The following is a 22,697-nucleotide window of genomic DNA, read 5'->3' on the forward strand; positions in this document are numbered from 1 at the left end:
AGCTGATAAATCCCTGATGCCTTACGCCCATCCTGAGAGAACGTTTCTGAACTGATTTCTCAACTGCTCCTGCGCGTTAATGTCGCATGAGAGCAAGACTATGAAAATAAATCCTGGGGCATGGTTTCGCCGCGCCCGTATCATGGCAAAAGCGCCAGGGCGCGCATCGTTTTCTTCCAATGACCCTATGGGGGAAAACACTCCGCGCCCGGAGCTGTTCTCAACGCCTCAGCTTGAGCGTTATGGTCAAAAGCTGGCGCATACGCATAAATTGTCGCCGGACAAGATGCCGTACTACCTGCTCAAACGATTAAGTGATAACGAAGCCGTTATTACACAAAACTGTTACACCCTTAACGCCGGTAAAAAAAACAGCATTATGCCCGCTGGGGAGTGGTTGCTGGACAACTACTACCTGATTGAGGAGCAAATTCGCAACGTCCGCCAGCACTTGCCGACCAGCTTTGGCAAAGGTCTTCCTTCACTCGCGTCTCCGCACCCTTGTCCGCGTATCTATGATATTGCTACCGAGGCGGTTGCGCATGGTGACGGACGCTGGGACACCGCCAGTCTGACCAGCTACATCGGCGCCTACCAACAGGTCACGCCGCTGACGTTAGGGGAAGTCTGGGCGTTGCCCGGTATGTTGCGACTGGCGCTGATTGAAAATCTGCGTCGGGTCAGTATTGAGGTGGTTCAGGCTCAGCAGGAACGCAGCCTTGCTGACAGCTGGATAACGCGGATGACCGACTGCGCCGAACATGCGCCAGCTGACCTCATTCTGGTGATCGCCGACATGGCGCGTTCCCGACCGCCACTGAGCAGTGCCTTTGTCGCGGAAATGGTTCGTCGTCTGCACGGGCAGGGGAATGCGCTGGCATTACCCTTGGGCTGGGTAGAACAACGCCTTGCCGAGCAAGGCCTCACAACCGAGTTACTGATCCATCGTTTCAACCAACAGCTTGCGGCCAGTCAACTTTCCGTCAGCAACAGTATTGCCGGGTTACGCCTGCTCAATGAAACCAACTGGGCTGATTTCGCCGAAAACATTAGTGTGGTTGAGCAGACGTTACGTCGCGATCCGGCGGGCATATATTCCTGTATGCATTTTGATACCCGCGATCATTATCGCCATGTGATTGAGATTCTGGCCCGGGAAAGTCAGCTCAGTGAGCCCGACGTGGCAAGCCGCATACTGGCGTTGTCAGCAACAACCCAACCGGGCATGCCCTCTCATCACATTGGATATTATCTGATGGGAGAAGGGCGGCGTCAGTTAGATCACCATTTGTCGGTGGCGAGCTCTGGCCTCAAACGCTTACGGCACAGTCTCAACAGATATCCTCTGTTATCCTGGCTTGGGAGCATGAGCCTGTTAACCACGGCGGCCACCGCCGCAATATTGTATGACACAGCGAGTCTGGGCATGGCCTGGTGGTTGTTACTGCTGGCTTTACCTTTGATTGTGGCGTTGAGTCAGTTGGTCAGCGATATACTCAGTGAAGCGACGACCCGCTTTCGGACTCCCCGACCGCTGCCACGAATGGACTTTTCTGACGGGATTCCGGTGACATCCTCCACGCTGGTGGCGATCCCCTGCATGCTGACGAGTCACGCCGGCTTCAGCACGCTCCTCACAAGCCTTGAAGTGTGCTGGCTTGGCAACCAGGACGATAACCTCTGTTTCGCGCTTCTTACCGATTTTGCTGACGCGGCGACTGAAAGTACGGATGAACAACGCGCACTGTTTAGTCAGGCGATGTCAGAAATGCACCGGCTTAACCTGCGCTATCCTTGCCGCCATCAGCGCTTTTATTTGCTCCACCGCTCGCCTGAATGGAATGCATCGCAGGGGATCTGGATGGGTTATGAACGCAAACGGGGCAAGCTGGCGTTGCTGAACAGCTGGTTACGTCATCCAGACACGCAATTTTCCAGCGTTGCGGGCATGCCCGCGAACCGCTTACCCGGACAGATTAAGTATGTCATCACGCTGGACAGCGACACGCTCCTGCCACGTGATACCGCGCATAAGCTGGTCGCAACGATGGCGCATCCGTTGAACAAGCCGGAATACGATCCACGATGTCAGCGGGTCGTCAAAGGATACGGTATTTTACAACCGGGGCTGGCAGAAGAGATGCCGCGTAACGGTCAGGGCCGCTATGCCGCGATGCGCAGCAGCGTACCGGGTAATAACCCTTATTCCATGATGTCTTCAGATATCTATCAGGATCTGTTTGAAGAAGGCTCCTTCGTCGGCAAGGGAATTTACGACGTGGATATTTTTGTCCAGGCCACGGCCAACACCTGCCCGGAAAATCTGGTGCTCAGTCACGATCTTCTGGAAGGATGCTATGCCCGCGCCGGGCTGCTGAGCGAGGTCTTACTCTACGAGCAGTACCCGAACAACTATCTGTCCGACGTCGCACGCCGTACGCGCTGGATCCGTGGCGACTGGCAACTGCTTAACTGGCTTAAGCTGCGGGTCCGAAAAGCGGATGGGACGCGGGATAAAAACCCATTGTCAGCGCTCTCTCGCTGGAAGCTGTTTGATAACCTGCGCCGCAGCCTGGTCGCCCCCGCATTACTGGTGCTGCAGTTTAGCGCGCTGCTGTGGGTGCCGAATCCGGGATACTGGCTGGGCGTTCTGGCCCTGGTCTGGCTGCTGCCTGCTGCGCTCTGTATCCTTATCGATCTTGCCAACAAGCCGCATCGTCGTCCTCTGAGGCAACATCTGGTGCTGGTTACGGCGGGGGCACTGAAGCGACTTTCCCGGATCGGACTCAATTTTATTTTATTACCCCATGAGGCGGGCTATTCGCTGTATGCGATCGCCGTGACGCTCTGGCGCCTTGGCATCAGCCAGCGCAACCTGACGCAATGGTCCAGCCACAGTCCGGACAGCCTTCAGTCCCAACTTTCTGCCTTTCGTTTTTATCGGGTAATGTGGCTGAATGTGGCTTGTGGTGCAGCACTCACGCTTCTGACGCTGCTACTGGCGCCACAATGGCTGACCCTGGCCCTGATCATCAGCCTGTCATGGTGCCTGGCACCGCTATTATTGAGTGGACTGAGCCGCCCGCCAGCGCGTAAGGCGTTTCTGCCTGACCCGCAACAGAAACGACTTCTGCGTCAGACCAGCAGAGAAATCTGGGCGTTTTTCGAGACCTTCGCGACGGCGCAGGAAAACTGGCTTCCCCCGGACAATTATCAGGAAATCCCGGAGCCAAAAATCGCGCATCGCACGTCACCCACCAATATCGGACTGTCCTTGCTGGCGAACCTTACGGCCTGGGATTTCGGTTATCTCTCTGGCGCGGATGTCCTGCAGCGCATCACGCAGACGCTCGACACGCTGGATAAGATGGAGCATTACCGGGGACATTTGTATAACTGGTATGACACCCGCACGCTTGCGCCACTCAGCCCGCGTTATGTTTCCAGCGTTGACAGCGGCAATATGGCCGGCCACTTACTGACACTGCGCGAAGGGCTGTCAGCCATGCGTCATCAGCCCGTTTTCAACGGCGTACGCCTACTGGAGGGGCTGAATGATACTCTGCATGTGCTGGAAAAATACTGGGGCCATAACGCGCCAGCCAGCCTGGGCGTGCTGCGCACGCAGTGCCTTAATGCTGCATCGTTACCTTCAGGGCAGTGGTTAAGCGAACTCAAAAAAATGCAGGTGCACGGCAACGAACTGGCCCGGCTGACTCAGGAGGAAAGCCGCGTGGTGGTGCGCTGGACGGCGCATCTGGTTAGTCAACTGCAGCAGCTCTGTGATGAATGGACGACGCTGCTTGGCTGGCTACCGGTGACATATCATGCACAGGCCCTGCCTACGCTGAGTGAGCTGGCTGGCGGAATCACCCTTGAAGCGGTTATCGCGCCGACAGCCGTTATGACCCAGGCCCGGCGGCGACTGGCGATTATCAGCGAACTTGAACAACGTCTCGCTGACCATGCGCGAATGGATTTTACGTTTCTGTATAACACGGCTACCAGCATGCTAAGTGTGGGCTACAACTGCGATACCAACACGCTGGATAAAAGCCACTACGATCTTTTGCCTTCAGAAATCCGCCTGACCAGTTTTGTCGCTATTGCGACGAATCAGCTGCCGCTTAAAAGCTGGTATGCACTTGGCCGACTGTTTACCACCATCGATCGTGAAACTGCCCTGATGTCCTGGAGCGGTTCAATGTTTGAATATCTGATGCCGAATCTGGTGATGCCAACCTGGCACGGCAGTCTGCTGGATGAGATGAGTAAATCTGCGGTAATCAGGCAGATAAACTGGGGCAAAGAGCGTGGCGTGCCGTGGGGCGTCTCTGAGTCTGGCTACCATGCGTTTGATGTTCAACATAATTATCAGTATCAGGCATTTGGCGTACCCGGCCTTGGTCTCCGGCGCGGACTCGCCGACGATATGGTGGTAGCCCCTTATGCCACGCTGCTGGCGCTGTTGGTTTCACCGCAAAAGGCCTGCGACAATCTGCTCAGGCTGCAGGAAAACGGCGCGCGCGGCGAATATGGTTTTTATGAAGCGTTGGACTATACGCCATCGCGACTGGCAACCGGGCAGCTTTTCCTGGTTGTTCAATCCTGGATGGCGCACCATCAGGGCATGGCTTTCCAGGCGCTGGGGCATCTGCTGCTTGATGCCCCTATGGCCGGGCGATTCATGTCGAGTCCAGCGTTCAGATCGGCCAGCCTGCTGTTACAGGAGCGCGTACCCGATGAGGTTGAACTCTACAGCCCGCGTCGTCATTTTGAGTCCCATGAGGGAAGAATTAAGCCTGTGCGCTATGAACCGCGAATCTTCACGCATGCGGATACGCCGACCCCCGAGATACAATTATTGTCCAACGGGCATTACCATCTAATGATAACGCCAGGCGGTGGGGGATACAGTCGCTGGAACAACATCGCATTGACACGCTGGCGCAGCGACAGCACCCGTGATAACTGGGGAACGTTCTGCTATATCCGGGATCCGCTCACTGACGAGGTGTGGAGCAATACCTGTCACCCTCTGGGGGCCAGTGCGGACATCAGCGATGAAATCATCTTTACCGATGCGGGGGCCGAGTTCAGGCGCGTGCTCGGCTCGCTCAGCGTGAAAACCCGGGTTGTGGTCTCACCGGAAGATGACATCGAACTGCGTCGTGTCACCCTGATGCATCGAGGCCGAAGCCCACGAACACTCGAGCTGACGACCTATGCTGAAGTGGTGCTTGCCTCGGACATCAGCGATCAGGCGCACCCGGCGTTCAGCAACCTGTTTATTCAGACGGAAGCCGATCCCAGGCATGATGCCATTTTGTGCCACCGGCGTGCACGCTCGCCGGATGAACAGAGCCCGTATCTGTTTCATATGATGGTGGTGCATGGCGATTGTTCAGAGAACGTTTCATTCGACACCGACAGAGCGGGATTCATCGGCCGGGGAAAAAGCCCGGCTGATGCCCAGGCGGTCAGCATGAACGGGCCGCTCAGCAACACGTCCGGCGCCGTGCTGGATCCGATACTGTCGATACGCCACGCGATTACGCTCCAGCCCGGACAGCCGGTGACCATTGATATCGTTTTTGGCGTCAGCGAAAACCGTCAGCAAAGCCTCGCGCTGATGGAAAAATACCGCGATCATCCTATCGCCGATCGCGTGTTTGAACTGGCCTGGTCCCACAGTCTGGTTGTGTTACGGCAGATGAATGCCAGCGAAGATGACGCAACTTTGTTCAACCGCCTCGCCAGCGCGGTACTTTATCCCTGTCAGGAACTGCGCGGTGACGAACAGGCCATCAGCCGAAACCGACGTGGTCAGTCGGGCCTGTGGGGTTGGGGGATCTCAGGTGATTTGCCGATTGTGCTGATCAGCCTGACCAGCGAGGAAAAAATTGCTTCTGTCACCACGCTGATTCAGGCACATCGCTACTGGCGACTGAAAGGGCTGGAGGTGGATCTGGTGATTCTTAATAACAGCCCTGGAGGCTACCAGCAGGCGCTGCAGACGCAGATTATGGATTTAATCTATGCCGGTTCTGAAGCCAGCCTGTTAGATAAACCCGGGGGGATTTTTGTCCGTAACGGTGAGCATTTGTCTGCCGAAGACAAGCAGTTGCTGATGAGCGTGGCCTGTCTGAGCCTGGACGATCGCGCTGACGGCATCAATGAACAACTTAACCAGCGTATTCACGCAACAAAAAAACGCGTCAGGCCTTTTGTGCCCTCGGTGACGTCAGAGAGCAATCATCACGCCGACTGGATACCGGAAACTCACCTGTTGCGCCATTTCAATGGATACGGTGGCTTTTCTCAGGATGGTCGCGAGTATCAGATCCTGCTGAGAGAAAACCAACCGACGCCAGCGCCCTGGTCAAACGTGCTGGCAAACGAGAACTTTGGCAGCGTGATTTCTGAAGCAGGCCAGGCCTACAGCTGGTTCGAAAATGCGCACGAATATCGCTTAACGCCGTGGGAAAACGATCCGGTAAGCGATCGTAGCGGGGAGGCATTCTATCTGCGTGATGAAGAAAGCGGCGCATGCTGGTCACCCATGACCCTGCCCGTGCGCGGTCAGGGCGATTATCTTACCCGCCACGGTTTTGGTTACAGCGTGTTTGCCCACCGTGAAAATGGACTGGACAGCGAACTGACAGTCCTGGTGGACGAGCAGGCGCCGGTTAAGCTTGCAATACTGAAGCTCAGCAACCATTCGGGCCGTACACGCAAATTGTCTGTCACCGGCTACGTGGAATGGACACTTGGGGCAACGCGCAACCACTCTGCTGCACATATCATCACGCATTCGCCCGGCCTCGCGGGGGGAAGTGCGGTCATGGCCAATAACTTCTACGGTGCTAATGGCGGGGAACGCACCGCCTTTTTCGCCGTTAACGATCCTCAGAGTACGGTAACGGGCGACCGCCGCGAGTTTATCGGGCGTAATGGTTCACTGCGCGCCCCGGCCGCCATGACGCTTCGCAGACTCTCGGGTAAAACGGGAGCCGGGCTTGATCCCTGTGCCGCGTTACAGTCGACAACCTCCCTTATTGACGGTGACCAGAAAACCTATGTTTTTGTCCTCGGCGTGGCCGATAACCCGGCACAGGCACAGGAAACGCTTGCCCGTTTTCTGCATGAGGATAATGCGCGTCAGGCGCTGAATCAGGTTCACCATTTCTGGCACAACGTGCTTGATAAGGTCGTTGTGCAGACGCCCGACAGCAGCGTTGATTTGCTGGTAAACGGCTGGCTGCTGTATCAGACATTAGCCTGCCGCATCATGGCGCGCAGCGGCTACTATCAGTCCGGTGGGGCATTTGGTTTCCGCGATCAGTTGCAGGATACGCTGGCGCTGAGCCACGTTGCACCGGAGCGACTGCGCAGCCAGATCCTGCTGTGTGCCTCACGGCAGTTTATTGAGGGGGATGTGCAACACTGGTGGCATCCTCCGCAGGGTAATGGCGTGCGAACCCGCTGTTCGGATGACTACCTGTGGCTTCCGCTTGCGGTTTGTCACTATGTGGATACAACGGGAGATACTGGCGTGCTGGCGCAGCAGATTCCCTATCTTGAAGGGCGTCCGCTCAAGCCCGGCGAAGAATCTGTTTATGATACGCCCGTTATCAGCCACCTCGAAGAGACGTTGTGGCAGCACTGCGTAAAAGCGATTGAGCGGGGGCTAAACTTCGGCCAGCACAGCCTGCCGCTAATGGGGGCAGGTGACTGGAATGACGGGATGAATCTGGTCGGTATTGAAGGCAAAGGTGAAAGCGTCTGGCTCGGCTTTTTCCTCTACGATATTTTGCAACGCTTTGCGGCGCTGGCTGAACAGCGCCAGGATGAAGGCGTGGCAGCATTGTGCTATTCAGAAGCGCTGAGCCTGCAAAAAAATCTCGAATCTTACGCCTGGGATGGTGCATGGTATCTCCGCGGCTACTTTGACGATGGTACGCCGCTGGGGACAAGAGAATCGCAGGCGTGCTGGATCGATGCGATTGCACAAAGCTGGTCCGTTTTGTCCGGCGCAGCTGATCCAGTGCGCAGTGCGCAGGCTATGCAGTCACTCGACAGCTATCTGGTGGATAACGATGCAGGATTGATCAAGTTGCTAACGCCACCGTTTGATGGTCATGGTCCTAATCCCGGTTACATACAGGGTTATCTTCCGGGTGTGAGGGAAAACGGCGGGCAGTACACGCATGGCGCCATCTGGGCGGTCATGGCGTTTGCCCGGATGGGACAAAAAGCGCGAGCGTGGCAACTATGGTCAATGATCAATCCGGTAAACCACACGCTGCAGACTGAAGGCGTTAACATCTACAAGGCGGAGCCCTATGTGATGAGTGCAGATGTGTACAGCGTTGCACCTCATACCGGCCTTGCCGGATGGAGCTGGTACACCGGTTCCGCAGGCTGGGCCTACCGTCTGGTGACTGAAGAGTTACTCGGAATAAAACGGCACGGAGAGACGCTGGTTATTCGCACTCACTTACCTGATGACTGGCCTTCGATCAGCCTGACCTATCAACACGGGGGCAGTCAGTATTACATTAGGATTTCTCGTCACGACGGTGAACCTCGAGTGACTATGGATGGCACGCTCCTGCCGGATGACAGCATTCCTTTGCGGGATGATGGACAAAATCACAATGTCGATATTATTCAGTGCTGACCGTCCGCTCTGTGCCAGAAGCGGACCTTATAAACACTAAGGTTCGATCGTTTAGGGGCAGTCTATGGAGAGTTATTATAGTGAGAACTCATCACGACCGAAGAAGATCGTAACAGATTCAGCCCCCTTGAGAGCGCAACATATAAATCAGTTGTGGACAATCCATCCGAGGCGTTCAGGCAGAGGCCAGCGCATGACTTCGCCGGTCTCTTCCTGAAAGGCAAGCATCAATATCTGTCCAGTAAAGTCTGCATGTTCTTTGGGACCAGAGGGGCACTCGCCCAGCAAATTGCTGACATGGGCTGCTACTGAAAATATGTTATTTCTCCAGGAGGATAAAAGTTGCGAGGGTGAACGAACCGAAGGTCAGGGACGTCTGCGACTGGACATACGTCCCTAACCAGCAGTGTCGCTTGGTTAATACAGAAAATGCTCGGTAAGCCGGTCGCCAAAAAGCATGATGCCGAGCCCGGTCAGCATGACCAACACGCCGCCCATCTTGATGAGCGAAACCGGCTGTCTTATGGTGCCCAACAGACCAAAATGGTCGATCACCTGTGATGAGAGCAACTGTCCGACAATCGCCAACCCGAGCGGGGCTGAAAAACCGATTTTTGGTGCAAGTACCACATAGCTGAATAACGCACAGGCACCGATCTGTCCGCTCGCCAGACTCCACAGAGGCTGTGAAGGGATGGCAGCAAGGGCGGTGAAAACCCCTCCACGTAGCAGCGAGTAAACGCCGAGGCTCAACGCCGAGGCCGTGAAGGAAAATAACGCGGCGGTGACCGGGTCGCCCCCGAGCCCTTTTGCAAGCTGACTGTTCAATGTTGTCTGCAGGGTAATACCCAGACCTGCTGCAAAAGCCAGTACGTAATAAATCGCGCTCATGCTGTTCATCTCAGTTAGTTTGCCTGCACCAGCGGCAGGAATTTTTCCGCAAAGATGTCTGGCTCATACCCTGCTGCCGAAAAAAGGTATTCACGTGATTCATCAATGGCTGCGCGAAGGCGTTCACTGTCCACACCCGCTTTCCCGGCTAACGCCGTCTGAAATGCAGAATGGAGGTCGGAGGTAAAAAACACCAGATGGCGGGGTGTAAAGGTATTGATCCCGTCGAACATAAATTCAAACACCTTGCCGGTTTCAGGGCTAAGGAGGCCGCTGAAAGGATAGCGCTGGCGCAGGTCTCCGACGTTTTCCGGCGCACACCTGGTCTGTCAATGAGCTCGGGAGATGTCATCAGGGCGTGATGAAGCCGGGTGATGAGCCTGACAATGACGTTTGGGTTTGGCTCCCGCTCAATACGAATCCCCATGTCTATAAGGGTTTGGCAAGGGGGAACGCATGATGGAGTTATGGCGCGCATAGCGCCCTCGCTTTTTTGCTTCTGTTGTGTAGATAAAATGCGCGTCTGTGGAGGAGGATGGGGGCATTTTTTTCAGGCGGGCTGAACCATGATGGTTGCTGCTGCTCCGCCAGAAAAAAGGCTATTCGTGATTCAGGAAAATATTTCCCATCGAATCAACGCTTTGAAATCAAGTAATTAAGCTCGGATCGTTCCAGAGACGAAATCCCCCCTCGAATGCCAGTGTGTTGTCGCCTTTCCGGCACTTTGGCGGGAGTGAGTCAAGTTCATCTACGTTTCCTCCGCCTAAAACCACGTAGTCAGGCTGCAACGCGGTGGTCAGCATTTCCACCACGTCAAAAACCCGCGCCTGCCATTTTTTGTTCCCCTTTTTTACCCGGTAGGCTTCACCTACGTAGTGTTCGTAGCTATTGCCTTTGCGATAAGGTAAGTGAGCGATCTCCATGGGCTGAGCGACGTTTTCGATGATCATCGCAGCCCCTAGTCCCGTGCCAAGACCGAGGAACAGCATGCGTCCGCCCTGATAGGAACCCAGCGCCTGCATCAGGGCGTCGTTGACGATACGAACAGGGCAGCCAAATGCGCCTGCATAGTCAAACCCCACCCAGCCCTCACCGAGGTTGGCGGGCTCCCGAATGGGTTTATTGTCCGCGACGGGACCCGGAAATCCCATCGCGATCACATGATAGGACATGCCTTCAGCCAGGGTCTTAACCGCGGCAACCATGTCTGCGGCCGACATGTTTTTTCCACTATCTGCCTTCTTTTTTACCCCGCCAGTGCTGGAGAGGATCTTCACATGGCTTCCGCCGATGTCGATGGACAAAACAACATGATCTTTCTTTTTTTTAGTTTGCCGCGTCATTGGTAATTCTCCATAGGCTCAAACGGGATCGACCCAGCCGCCGGGGGGCATAAAGTCCGCCATAGCGGCAGGCCCCCAGGTTCCTGGTTTGTAGGCAGGTGGAACGGTTTTATCCTTCAGTATAGGTTCGACGATTTTCCAGGCCAGCTCTGCTGCATCCTGCCTGGTGAAAAGCTGACGATCGCCCGCCATGGCATCGCCAATCAGCCGCTCATAGGGCGCCATATCGCCCAGACCATCGTCCAGCGCGGTGAGTTCGACCGCTTCACCCCGCATCTTTTCGCCGGACGCCTTGCGTCTCGCGCCAATGCCGATCGTAATATCCGGGCCGAGGCGAAAGCGGATATAGTTGGCGGGCTCGTCGGTAATTTCATCGAAAAGGGTAACCGGCGGTCGCCTGAAGCGCACAACCACTTCCGTGGCATGCGCGGGTAAATTTTTCCCAGCACGGATATAGAAGGGAACGCCACTCCAGCGCCATGTTGTAATCTGAAAGCGAACCGCAGCGAAGGTCTCCGTCGGAGAAGACGCGGCGACACCCGGTTCATCGGTATAGCCTTCAAACTGACCCCGAACCACGTCATCGTCTGACAGAGGCGGCATGGCCTTTAACACCTGGACTTTCTCATCAACCAGATCGTCGGATGCGCCGGAGGAGGGCGGTTCCATGGCAAGTAACAGAAGCACATTAACCAGGTGATTCTGGATCACGTCACGGATACAGCCAACTTCGTCATAGAATTTGCCGCGTCCCTTGATGCCGAAGTCCTCAGCCATGGTGATCTGAACGCTTTCGATATGTTCGCGATTCCATATGGGTTCAAGGAAGCTGTTCGCAAAGCGAAAGTAGAGGAGGTTCTGGATAGCCTCCTTGCCCAGAAAGTGGTCGATGCGGAAAATCGCGTCCTCATCGAAAACCTTGTGCAGCACCTCGTTCAGCTGCTTTGCCGAAGCGAGATCGCGGCCAAACGGCTTTTCCACCATAAGTCGGGCGTTTTTCGCGATACCGGCCTCTGCCAGCCCCCCCGCAACCGTTTCGAACAGGGAGGGGGGAATGGCAAGGTAGTAGAGCGGGTTATGATGATCGGCAAGCGCCTCGCGCAGCCCGTCGAATGTTGACTGAGATCGATAATCGCCTGAAACGTAGGAAAGCCTGTCCGCCAGTGCGGCAAAGACCGCCTGATCGACCACATCGACATGTTTTTCAACCGCCTCTTTTGCACGCGCGATCAACTGGTCACGCGTCCAGTCTTCAAATGCAACACCGATAATGGGCGTACTGAGCGTTTTACGCTTCACCATTGCATAGAGAGAAGGGAATATCATCTTGTAGGCAAGATCGCCGGTGACACCGAACACTACCAGCACATCTGATCGTTGCTGCGCCATCGCTGTGTACCTCCGCGTTACCTGGTTTTTTCCAAATGGCCGCCGAAGGCGTGCCGCATGGCTGAGAGGACTTTTTCGGCAAACAGTGCTTCGCCACGAGAAGAGAAACGCCCGAAAAGAGCAGACGCGAGAACCGGAGCAGGAACGCCCGTGTCGACAGCCGCCTGCAATGTCCAGCGCCCTTCACCGGAATCAGACACGCGGCCATCATAATGGTTGAGATTCGGGTCCTGTTTCAACGCCTCGGCTGTCAGATCCAGCAGCCAGGAACCGATCACCGAGCCATGTCGCCATACCTCTGTAACGGCGGGAAGATTGATATCAAAACGATAATATTGCGGACTGGAAAGGGGCGCGGTTTCCGCATCAGCCTCCCGCTCGCCGGTTCCGCTATTGGCGGCCTTTAATATGTTCAGGCCTTCGGCATAGGCGGCCATGACACCATATTCAATGCCATTATGTACCATCTTGACGAAGTGTCCGGCGCCTGCTGGCCCGCAATGAAGATAACCTCTCGGCGCCGTGCCCAGGGCCGCATCTTCCGCAATGTTCTGACCGGCACCGGGCGCAAGCGACGCAAAAATCGGGTCCAGGCGCTTCACGGCCGCCTGCGGGCCGCCAATCATCAGGGAGTAGCCACGCTCGAGGCCCCAAACGCCACCCGATGTGCCGACGTCGATATAGTCGATTCCGAGAGGTGAAAATTCCCCGGCGAGGTCGATAGCTTCACGGTAAAAGGAGTTGCCCCCATCGATAATAGCGTCGCCCTTATTCAGCGCTGCTGCGAACTCCCGCGCAATCTTTGGTGTTATCGCCGCGGGGAGCATGAGCCAGACCGCGCGCGGCGCCTCCAGCTTCGTAATCAGATCGCCAGGGGATAACGCGCCGGTTGCGCCTTCTTTAACCAGTGCGTCAACGTTATCGGCGTTCACGTCGTAAACGACGCATTCGTGGCCCTGTTTAAGAAGGCGACGTACCATGTTGGCGCCCATGCGGCCGAGACCTACCATTCCAATCTGCATATCATTCTCCATTGCCAATGCGGGTTTGATCGTTCGGTTCATTTACGACGTGAACGGTAAAATCGGTGTTTTCCCAATGTTCAACGTCAGGCCAGTAAAAGGTAAAGACAACACGGGTTCCTGCGGTTTCGTGCTGTACAGGCAGGTCCACATAATAGGTTCCAAGCCCCGAAGAGCGCGCCGGGGAGTCAGAAACGGTAGCCCAGTCATCCGTACTCCAGTGCACCAGGGCGTTCGCTTCCGTTTCCAGCCTCAGTTGCTTCCCGACAGGAAGGGAGGATACGCGGTTGTTAAAGCGCCATATGCGCAAATGCGATCCGGTCTTATTTCTGATATAGCGTTCAACGCCTTGGGGTGGCATATCGAAGACCGCGCCATCGCGAAGCGATCGCAGCAGTTTAATATGTTCGGAATGTGCCCAGACAAGCGGCATGGCGCTACCGGAAGGACGCCCGAAGAACAGCGCCTTATCGGGAATATCGGGGCCGTCCCATACCTGTTCCGGTAACAGCCCGCCCGAGCCTGCCGATTTTTCCAGCGTGGCCAGGAGCGCCTCAGCCGCGTCGTGCCTGCCCGCTGCCAGCTCGTAATGCGCGCGTTCGCCCGCCAGCAGAGGCCATGGACGCCCCTGGCCGATACCGTCGAACGGCGCGCCGTCTGCGTGTTCGCCATAGCCATCACCGGTGTACCGATACCACAATGGCCCCTGAGGTAAATCGACCCGAAGACTGTGGTCAATAGCCTTTATCGTATCAAGGATGTGCGGGTCGTCCGCTGCACGCAGGCCGAAACGCACCAGTGCCAGGGCATCCGGGCTCAGCACATCAGCGGTCGGCAGAAGCGCCCGATCCGGTGTCTGGTTGCGAATCTCGGTATTGCCGGATGCGCTGACCTCATCCGTTGCGCCCGACGGCGCGATGCGGACATAGTGACCGGAAATGCCAATCGAGGTGCAAAAATGGGGATCCCCGGCAAAGGTCCATTTTTCAATCTGCTCATTCCAGCAGTCTGCGGTTTCTCGCAGGTGGTTTGCCGCCGCTTCATCTCCGTCTATCGAAAGCAGATCCGCGGCGGCAAGCAGTGCAGCGATCTCGACCGCCAGGGTAAACGGACTGTAGCCTGAGTCTTCCTCCCAGCGGTCCTCCGCGGTCGCCGGGCCGTTGGTCAAAATGTAGCAGGCCGCGCGGCGTAGCATAGGCATAAAGCGTTTCTGCGCTTTATTGTCGAGATAGCCGAGTCTGCGCAGCATATCCATAAGCAGAAGGGGGAATGCACACTCATCCATCTGGATGCCTGGCCAGTAGGGTTTTCCATCCAGCCACAGGTTCTGTGGCCAGCGCCCGGAGGGCTCCTGAACACGACGGAGATATTCCAGAATGGCGAGTGCCTGGTCGGCGTCGCCTGCGGCCAGGAAACCCCCTGCCGTTTCGACCAGGTCTCGCGGCCAGACCAGATGATAGCCGCCAAGATCGTCATCGCCCTTCGAAAATCCCCAGGGTATCGTCAGGCTCGCGACAACGGCGCCGGGACAATCAGCGGCTCTGTGCGAGGCCAGTACCGCCGTTGAAACCCGGTATGTATTGACGCCGTTTCGCGCTTCTTGATCGAGTGGAATGAGCCTGTCCTGCCACGCTTGCCAGTTGCGAATATACCCATCGCGCGCTTTATCAAAGCCCGCGTTAAGACTGGCGGTTGCCGCCGCTGCGGCCTCGGATTCCGTTTGGCCGAAACCAATAGCCAGCGTGGCTTCACTGCAGGCGCTGGTGAACGCCAGCTCTCCGGCAAGCGCGACATTGCCATCGTCTGCCCGCCGGTATTGGTTCACAAGGCGTCCCTGTTCTTTAAGCTGCTGCCAGCCGTCTGACATACCGACAAACCCGGCGCTCATTGCCGTCCAGGGGATGTCGCAGACGAGCGCCAGATAGCGGGAGCGGCCGGTGGCGAAAAGCACTGGCTTATCGTCAAATTCGCCGATCCAGGCGGCGTTCATTTGTCCGGCATTCACCAGATGGGGAGCGAGCAGTGCGGTGACGGTGTAATGCTCAACGTTCCCCTTCAACGCGGTGAAACGGACCCGCTGCAGCACACAGTCACGGGCCGGATCAGTAATGATGTCCTTCTCAAGCCTGTAGAGGCCGTCACGCGCCGTGTTGGTGATGGTGAAGGCCGGAATGCCTGGCGAGTGGGGTCGGGTTTCGGTCAGGCAGTCGCGCTTTTCTTCGGAGAAATAACCTTCAGGCCCCGTGATAACGAAGACGCAATCGCGGGTACAGGCGCTGTCAACGCGTGGATAATAGATTTCGTTGAGAACGCCGTGGCTCAAGGTGAACCAGACGCGCGAGTCTGATGAAAGGGCCGTGCCGATTCCGCTCTTGGCACTCGATGTCCATCGGGCTTCAATTCCTGGCCTTCCCGGGGCGGCGTCAACGCCTGCGCGTAATGGCGGGTCGTCATGCTTCATGCACGTTTGCAACGGGACGGCGTCGCTGTCAGCGTTTGACATTTTTAGGATACCTTGGCGGTCTGCGTAAAAAATCTAGACGACGACGTTGCGGAGTAAATCCTGGCTTCATGCGGCGGCTTTTCTGTCCCGGGGCAACCCGGTTCACCTTGCGCCTGAGCAATGTAGAACCAAACTCCAAGATTTATATAGCGCTGATAGTGTGTTGAATCAACCATCCCTATCAGCGCAGCAACACCGAAAATTATTCACGACAAGACGACTTTTCGCCGCTCACCTTCATCCGCACATGAACGTCTTTCTCACTGACTCATTAACCGCCGCGACCCGCTCCCCTTCATCGCGCGGACACTAAACCCGCGCCCCATCTCTGGGTAGCCAGGGCGACGATGCGCCTTGCTTCAGACGAACCCGACTGATGCCCGGCAGCGCAAGAACGTGCGTCCTGATAGCACCGCTCTCCCGTCTGGATTTTCAGCTAAACGCATGAAATCACATCATTTAAAGGGCTTTGCCCGACTACGTCGGGCGTACGGCGCTGAGCCGCATCTTTGCACTTATCGCTGTAGTCCTGGTCAGGCTAAAGGTCTGGCTCAACGATCGCTTTGTGCCCGTAGCGGACGTGATAGCAGGGTAGGTCAGATATCTAATGTACAAGGCCCGATCGGGCAAGGCAGCGTGAGATACCCTGTGGCCAGCTACGTTGAGCCTGGCAGGTAAATCGACAGTGCGCCCCTGCGTAATGTCTTTTTTTGCAATGTCTAAAAGCAGAAAACTTACATCGTGTTACGACATAAACCCCATCGCTAAAGGTGACTGTATGTCACAGCCGAAAATGACAGATGCTGATTACATCTTGCTGGCCAACTTCCGCACGGAACTACGCAGATTTATTGCCTTTAGTGATAGTCAGGCACGCAATGTGAGATTGACACCACAGCAACATCAGGCGCCACTGACTATTTGGGTAGCGCGAGAAGCAACGGCAACGGTGGTTAGGTTGCAGAGCGGCTGATTTTAAAACCGCACGGCGCGTCTGGGCTGATTAGCCGCCTGCAGGACGCCGGGCTCATCACTCGTCAGGCCGATGAATCGATTGACGCCTCAGGCGGAAGCCTTGCTTGAGGCGCGCGCTGGCGCATATCGACGTGCGCAAAACGCGAAAACCTTTGCAGGTAGATCTGGTCGATGAGCTTGATGGCTGACAGCGCTGGAGCTGTCCGCCGCGGTTAGCGTAAACAATCGATATATTTTTGCGCCGACTGCTTCACCACACTGCTGGCATCGGCAATAATATCGCGCCCTTCAAATGCGCTGTAAAGTTTCCTGAAATCATAGGGTTGAAGTCGATTGACGATCGCAGTGATTGTCGCGGCGGGTAAAGGAAGCATATTGGGATAACTCCACATAAAAGAGACTGCGTTTGACCCTGCGCTAACCTGCACGATATCACCAGACAGCACGATGCCATCCTCCTTTGCCCAGTGCAGCACGGTTCCACCTTCAAAGTGTCCTCCCAGACGTAACAGTGTCACATCAGGCATGAGGGTTTTTGCCTCACCTTCCCACAACCGCAGATAGGGGCTGTCACGCATAATCCACTCGCTGTCACTGGCGTGCAGGTAAATCGGGGCATCAAAGACCGCTGCCCAGTCTTGCATGGTGCTGTAGTAATGAGGATGAGAAACCGCAATCGCGCTGATGCCGCCCAGGGCACGAACGATGTCAATCGTGGCATCGTCAAGATCAGGAATGCAGTCCCAAAGTACGTTGCCCTGCGCGCCCTTTACAAGAAAGGCCCGCTGGCCAATAGCAAATTCAGGAACCGTTTGCAGGCTGAATAATCCCTTTTCCAGCTGAGACCATTTATTACTGTGGGCCGCATGCAACGCCTCAGGTGAAATCCACTGTTGTCCTGTTGGCGGGACATACTGACGTTCGTCCTCACAGATTTTACAGCGATCAATGTGAACATCCTGCTGTTGATAAGACGTGCCGCACGTGAGGCAAATTTTGATCATCCTGCGTTCTCCCTTAACCCTTTCAGATTAATTTTAGAGCCTGTATCAGGTGCAGGTTTCAATTTGTGCCATAGGGCGTGAAGGACAATTAATGGCTGTAGACCAAAAAGTGGACGTTGTTGATGTAAAACTGCGCCACCTGGGTCATGCCAAGACGCTCGTGCGCCTGAATTGATCGACGATTATCAGCCTGGATAAACAGCACCGGGGCCTTAGTACCGTAGTGACTGCGCAGTTCATCGTACAGACGCAGCAGCAGGCCCTGACCGCGGGCCCGGGTGCTGATGCAGGCCGGGCCATAAATCCAGCACTGCTTCCCGGGCGGCCAGGCGCGCAACATGGCGTTCACCACCTCCGGGCCTTGCCGGAATGATGAGGTGCTAAATAACACGCCGGCAATCCCTGCCGCACACTGCGCGACTGCCACTATGGCGCCGGGGTGATTCAGCATGCCGGCAACTTTTTCGGCGGGGAAATCGCCATTCAGCGTGCCGCCATTGCCCGCTGCGTTTTCCTGAAGCAGTGCCGTGATGCCTGCCAGGTCATGCGTCGTTGCTTGCCGGACGAGATAGTTATCCGGGGTAGGCATAATGCGATACTCCCTTAAAGATGATGCCGCCGTCCGGTTTTACGGGGTATTGCGGCGGTACAATGCCCACTCATCTATGCGCTCTCCCGAAGGCAAGGTACAGTATCCCTCTTCGCCAGCCGCTGTTTTCACGCTGTCAATTTTGCCGCCGACAGCAAGGCAATGTTGGGATGCAGGATTAGCCAGCTGTGATGTCGATGTTTCACGCGGTGAGGGTGAGGACAGACAGCCAGAGAGCAGCAGAGAGAGTAAAATCGGTAAAAAGGTTCTCATATAACCTGCTTGTTGTTGAAGAGCGCATTCACATGCTATCCGGATTTATCGGGTAAATCATTATAGCCACTCAAAAGGAGAAGGATGATGTCTGACAAACCGTTAAAAATCGTCACGCTGCTGGGAAGCCTGAGGCAAGGCTCGTACAACGCCATGATCGCGCGTGCACTCCCACAGCTGGCGCCAGAGGGGATGACCATAGATGCACTGCCATCCATTCGGGATATTCCACTGTACGATGCGGATCTTCAGCAAGAAGAGGGATTCCCCGCCACGGTTGACACGCTGGCTGCACGTATTCGCGAGGCTGATGGCGTTATTATCGTCACACCCGAATATAACTACTCCGTGCCTGGCGGTTTAAAGAATGCCATTGACTGGTTATCTCGCGTACCGAATCAACCTTTGGCGGGAAAACCGGTGGCGATTCAAACCAGCTCCATGGGCGCTATTGGTGGAGCACGTTGTCAGTATCACCTGCGTCAGATTCTGGTATTTCTCGATGCCATGGTGCTGAACAAGCCGGAATTTATGGGTGGGGCGATCCAGAATAAAGTCGATGAGCAGGCCGGGAAGGTGATTGAGCAGGGCACGCTGGAACATCTGGCAAAACAGTTAGCCGCGTTCAGTGATTTTATTCGCAGGGTAAGCGAGAGGTGATTTAAGTTAATCCTCTGAGAAGAACCACGCTCTGCAAAAAGCGTGGTTCTTAAATTGTCGATTAACGAAGTAAAGACAGCATAGTCTGAGGTACCTGATTGGCCTGGGCCAGTACCGACGAGCCCGCCTGCTGCAGAATCTGCGCGCGTGACATGTTCGACACTTCCGTCGCATAGTCCGCATCCTGGATACGGCTTCGTGCTGCAGTCAGGTTAGTCACGGTGTTATTCAGGTTACTGATTGTAGACTCAAAGCGGTTCTGAGATGCACCCAGCAGGCTGCGCTGACTGTCGACGGCCTTGATGGCTTTATCGATATCCGCCAGTGGGGTGCTGCCTGATGCGGTGCCACCACTACCGCCGGTTACGGCACCCTTCAGCACGTCAAAACCAATAGCCGCAGTGCTACGGGCGGTTCCGTTAACTGTCTGGCCAGTGGTCACGCTGGTATTCTGCACGGTGCCTGACGAGGCGTTACCGGCCGCAGCAAGATCGAAGCTGTCACTGGAACTCAGAGTGATACCGATAGTCTGGCCATCCTGCGCACCGACCTGGAAATTGTAAGTGCTGCTACCCGATCCTGTGTTGAGGACTTTAAGACCGTTGAAATCTGTCTGCTTGGTATCGCGGTCAATCTCCTGCATACGCTGGTTAACTTCAGCCTGGATTGAGTCAATATCAGATGCTGAGTTGGAGCTGTTCTGAGCCTGAACAGTCAGGTCACGGACACGCTGCAGGTTGTTGTTTATTTCATCCAGTGCACCTTCAGCCGTCTGAGACAATGAAATACCGTCATTGGCGTTACGTGCGGCAACCGTCAGGCCGTCAATATTCGATGTGAAACGGTTAGCAATCGCTTCACCGGCCGCGTCATCTTTGGCGCTGTTGATACGCAGGCCTGATGACAGGCGCTCGATAGCCGTACCCAATGATGACTGTGACTTATTCAGGTTGTTTTGAGTAATTAACGACAGAACGTTTGTGTTGATCACTGACATGGTAAATTCCTTCTTATAGAAACGTATTATTTACGCCTTATTATTATCGAGCTTACTACGCCAAACTTTAATGAAAAGACGCCAGTTAAGATTAATTAGTGAATGGTTTTTTTTACAGGGCGGTGAAGTTGTAAATACAGAAAAAACTCAGAAAAAAGTTATTATAAGCACACACAAACTTCAATCAGAAGAATAACTTTTTAAAGGTTAAAAACCTTTTGTTACAGCATTTATCATCAAAAAGCACAGATGATTAAATATTTACATTATTAGCCGCATGGTATGATGAGTCATGTTTTTTCTGTAACACAGCCTCTCATTAAGGAAATTACATTAACTCTCCCTAATTAAAAAGTAAGATATATCATTATCCGGCATTACGATGATAATAATTATTTTTTTACATTTCCCCACAAGAAAGACAGACGTCCGTAGTCAAGAAAATTGCTGGCAGCGTTAAAACCAGTTTGTCATGAAAAACGACGGGAGTTCAGCCTTGGCTCTCATGCCCGGGGACATCGGTTAGCGGACGGGTAATAATGTTGAACGGGTTTCTCGTGTTCAGCTTAAGCAGAGAAGGGACGAACGGGGAACCGGTCTGGGAAAAGACAACATCAAACGGCAGCGCGCTGATGGCAAGGTGTACCATCAGCGCGGAAGATAAAAATTTCGGCCAAACCAGAATTACATTTTTGCGAACTGTGCAGAGAGGTAATCCCCCGTCTGCGTCATTGAAGACACCAGCGTACTCAGATTGGTGAACTCCGTTTTATACTGCGCCATGACCGCGGTGATCTGATCATTAACGTTGTTATATTGATCAGACAACTGTTTTAGCGAGGTATTAATCCCTGTCGTCGCGTTTGATACCGTGCCGTTGCTGGCTAACATATCATTGAGTCTGTTGGTCACCTGCGTCGCGAACCCCGTAGTTTTGCCATCACCGGTCAGAAAACTTAAAACATCTGCAGGCTGATTGGTTAAGGCGGCATTCAGCTTGGTGCTGTCTACCGTCAGGTCACCTTTATCGTCCTGGGTAATGCCGAGTTGTGAGAGTACCTGAATGCTTCCGCTACCCTGAGGATCGGAAAACTGGCTGCGCAGGCTGGTCTGGATATTCATTAACGTATTATCCCCCAGCAGATCGCCATTATCGGTACTTGGCGCCTGGCCTTCCTGCACGGGTGTATAATTTGTCTGATCTGCAATGGTTTTTTGCAGGGAATTATAGGCATCAACGTACGTCTGAATCGCCGTCGCCATAGGCGTGGTATCCGTGGCGATAGATAAGGTTTCAGGGGAACCGCTGTTAACTTTATTCAGATTCAGTGTGACCCCTTCAGGCGCATCGGTGACGATGTTGCTGCTGCGCGTGATAGACAAACCGTTTATCTTCAACTGAGCATCCTGAGCAGCAACCTGCTGTGTCATGCCGTTATTACTGCCGCCACTGCTGTAACTGATATACTGTGACAGCGTCGAGTCATTGGTGCTGACGGTCATCGCATTCGCGGTACCACTATCACGTGCGGTCAGGGACAAATAGTAGGTGTTATCGTTTGCCATAATCACGCTGGCATTAACGCTACCTTGCTGCTTGTTAATTGCATCACGGATATCTGTCAGGCTGGTCTGATCCTGGTTTAAGGTCACGGTCAGCGGCGATTTCTGCCCAGACTGGCTGATGGTAATCGTACGTGATGCCATGCTGCTGTCACCGAGATCGGTACTTTCGCTGCTGGCGGACTTAGAAAGCAGAGACTGCGCGGCGGCGAGCTGATCGACCTCAACGGAATAGTTTCCGGCTGCGGCACCGCTGGCAAGCGTGGCAGTAAAGGCGGTATTTGAGCTGGTGACTTTGGTTGTGGCAATGCTCGAGGCATTTTCCAGCGCAGAGGCGGCCGTTTGCAATTTCGACATTGAACTCTGAACCACGCCCCAGGCCGTCAGCTGCGCATTATAAGACGCCTGCTGATTAGTAATCGGTGTCAGTTGCGCCTGCTCAGCTGACTGTAAATTATCATATAACGTGTTGAGGTCGAGGTTAGTACCAGCGCCAAGTGTGCTTATGCTTGCCATATTCTTGTCCTGATGAAGTGACACCAGAATTAAAAATACAATGCATTAATCAGGGGTTTTTCTGATTTTAAATGTTGTTGCAAATCGGTTTATTGTCATTACTTAACCATCAATTTTCTGTTAAGGAGGTAAAAAATTGTTAACGCAATAACAATTTGAAATTCTTCCGGGGCGGTTAATTTGGCTTTTGAATAATCTACATCGGTGCCGTCTGCAAACACATCAGCGATTAATCAGTCATTTAGCCAGCATCCTCCACCTTAAGCCAAATTCATTTTTCCTAATCATC

13 protein-coding genes and 1 pseudogene are annotated in these 22,697 nt (G+C 54.6%); 2 read left to right on the forward strand and 12 right to left on the reverse strand.

The window, feature by feature from the left end; genetic code table 11:
• The first annotated feature begins 100 nt into the window (after nt 1–100).
• Nucleotides 101–8,683 (forward strand): glycoside hydrolase family 94 protein, encoded by an 8,583-nt coding sequence (locus PAGR_RS22040; RefSeq protein ID WP_014604619.1) that lies wholly within the window; start codon nt 101–103, stop codon nt 8,681–8,683.
• A 165-nt stretch (nt 8,684–8,848) separates the two neighbouring features.
• Here PAGR_RS22040 and PAGR_RS24215 read toward each other — a convergent pair.
• The 10 genes and pseudogenes from PAGR_RS24215 to PAGR_RS23430 form a co-directional block, all read right to left on the reverse strand.
• Nucleotides 8,849–9,001, reverse strand: a pseudogene (locus PAGR_RS24215) (SMP-30/gluconolactonase/LRE family protein); the annotation flags it as partial.
• Nucleotides 9,002–9,100: 99 nt separating this feature from the next.
• The gene (locus PAGR_RS22045) at nt 9,101–9,574 is read right to left on the reverse strand and encodes a DMT family transporter (protein WP_029569538.1); all 474 of its coding nucleotides are present in this window, start codon (nt 9,572–9,574) and stop codon (nt 9,101–9,103) included.
• Between the two features lie 14 nt (nt 9,575–9,588).
• Nucleotides 9,589–9,807, reverse strand: a complete 219-nt coding sequence (locus tag PAGR_RS24420) for a hypothetical protein (RefSeq protein WP_014604621.1) — start codon at nt 9,805–9,807, stop codon at nt 9,589–9,591.
• Nucleotides 9,808–10,221: 414 nt separating this feature from the next.
• On the reverse strand, nt 10,222–10,917 hold the full coding sequence (locus PAGR_RS22055) for an ROK family protein (RefSeq protein ID WP_014604622.1): 696 nt from the start codon (nt 10,915–10,917) through the stop codon (nt 10,222–10,224).
• Nucleotides 10,918–10,935: 18 nt separating this feature from the next.
• Nucleotides 10,936–12,306: a glucose-6-phosphate dehydrogenase gene (gene zwf / locus PAGR_RS22060; RefSeq protein WP_014604623.1), complete on the reverse strand. Its 1,371-nt coding sequence runs from the start codon at nt 12,304–12,306 to the stop codon at nt 10,936–10,938.
• 17 nt (nt 12,307–12,323) lie between these two features.
• Complete coding sequence (gnd, locus tag PAGR_RS22065; protein ID WP_014604624.1) at nt 12,324–13,328, reverse strand: phosphogluconate dehydrogenase (NAD(+)-dependent, decarboxylating); 1,005 nt, start codon at nt 13,326–13,328, stop codon at nt 12,324–12,326.
• Between the two features lies 1 nt (nt 13,329).
• Nucleotides 13,330–15,831 (reverse strand): glucan 1,4-alpha-glucosidase, encoded by a 2,502-nt coding sequence (locus PAGR_RS22070; RefSeq protein ID WP_014604625.1) that lies wholly within the window; start codon nt 15,829–15,831, stop codon nt 13,330–13,332.
• Between the two features lie 1,187 nt (nt 15,832–17,018).
• Entirely contained in the window at nt 17,019–17,810 is a 792-nt protein-coding gene (locus PAGR_RS22080) for an MBL fold metallo-hydrolase (RefSeq protein WP_014333133.1), read from the reverse strand.
• 88 nt (nt 17,811–17,898) lie between these two features.
• Nucleotides 17,899–18,399: a GNAT family N-acetyltransferase gene (locus PAGR_RS22085; protein WP_014604627.1), complete on the reverse strand. Its 501-nt coding sequence runs from the start codon at nt 18,397–18,399 to the stop codon at nt 17,899–17,901.
• Between the two features lie 39 nt (nt 18,400–18,438).
• A complete protein-coding gene (locus PAGR_RS23430; RefSeq protein WP_013027857.1) occupies nt 18,439–18,672 on the reverse strand; it encodes a putative hemolysin in 234 nt (77 codons plus the stop codon).
• 87 nt (nt 18,673–18,759) lie between these two features.
• On the opposite strand from PAGR_RS23430, the gene PAGR_RS22090 reads away from it, so the two are divergent.
• Nucleotides 18,760–19,332 (forward strand): NADPH-dependent FMN reductase, encoded by a 573-nt coding sequence (locus tag PAGR_RS22090; protein WP_044042698.1) that lies wholly within the window; start codon nt 18,760–18,762, stop codon nt 19,330–19,332.
• Nucleotides 19,333–19,393: 61 nt separating this feature from the next.
• On the opposite strand, the gene PAGR_RS22095 is transcribed toward PAGR_RS22090, so the two are convergent.
• The gene (locus PAGR_RS22095) at nt 19,394–20,329 is read right to left on the reverse strand and encodes a flagellin N-terminal helical domain-containing protein (RefSeq protein WP_013027859.1); all 936 of its coding nucleotides are present in this window, start codon (nt 20,327–20,329) and stop codon (nt 19,394–19,396) included.
• A 684-nt stretch (nt 20,330–21,013) separates the two neighbouring features.
• Nucleotides 21,014–22,408, reverse strand: a complete 1,395-nt coding sequence (fliD, locus tag PAGR_RS22100) for a flagellar filament capping protein FliD (protein WP_014604629.1) — start codon at nt 22,406–22,408, stop codon at nt 21,014–21,016.
• Nucleotides 22,409–22,697 lie beyond the last annotated feature (289 nt).

Source organism: Pantoea ananatis PA13 (assembly GCF_000233595.1).
GTDB lineage: Bacteria > Pseudomonadota > Gammaproteobacteria > Enterobacterales > Enterobacteriaceae > Pantoea > Pantoea ananatis.

Coding starts and splice junctions, on each gene's coding strand:
- fliD (WP_014604629.1), bottom strand. CDS start 22,408: ATGGCAAGCATAAGCACACTTGGCGCTGGTACTAACCTCGACCTCAAC.
- PAGR_RS22085 (WP_014604627.1), bottom strand. CDS start 18,399: ATGCCTACCCCGGATAACTATCTCGTCCGGCAAGCAACGACGCATGAC.
- PAGR_RS24420 (WP_014604621.1), bottom strand. CDS start 9,807: ATGTTCGACGGGATCAATACCTTTACACCCCGCCATCTGGTGTTTTTT.
- zwf (WP_014604623.1), bottom strand. CDS start 12,306: ATGGCGCAGCAACGATCAGATGTGCTGGTAGTGTTCGGTGTCACCGGC.
- PAGR_RS22055 (WP_014604622.1), bottom strand. CDS start 10,917: ATGACGCGGCAAACTAAAAAAAAGAAAGATCATGTTGTTTTGTCCATC.
- PAGR_RS22090 (WP_044042698.1), top strand. CDS start 18,760: ATGTCTGACAAACCGTTAAAAATCGTCACGCTGCTGGGAAGCCTGAGG.
- PAGR_RS22045 (WP_029569538.1), bottom strand. CDS start 9,574: ATGAGCGCGATTTATTACGTACTGGCTTTTGCAGCAGGTCTGGGTATT.
- gnd (WP_014604624.1), bottom strand. CDS start 13,328: ATGCAGATTGGAATGGTAGGTCTCGGCCGCATGGGCGCCAACATGGTA.
- PAGR_RS22070 (WP_014604625.1), bottom strand. CDS start 15,831: ATGTCAAACGCTGACAGCGACGCCGTCCCGTTGCAAACGTGCATGAAG.
- PAGR_RS22080 (WP_014333133.1), bottom strand. CDS start 17,810: ATGATCAAAATTTGCCTCACGTGCGGCACGTCTTATCAACAGCAGGAT.
- PAGR_RS23430 (WP_013027857.1), bottom strand. CDS start 18,672: ATGAGAACCTTTTTACCGATTTTACTCTCTCTGCTGCTCTCTGGCTGT.
- PAGR_RS22040 (WP_014604619.1), top strand. CDS start 101: ATGAAAATAAATCCTGGGGCATGGTTTCGCCGCGCCCGTATCATGGCA.
- PAGR_RS22095 (WP_013027859.1), bottom strand. CDS start 20,329: ATGTCAGTGATCAACACAAACGTTCTGTCGTTAATTACTCAAAACAAC.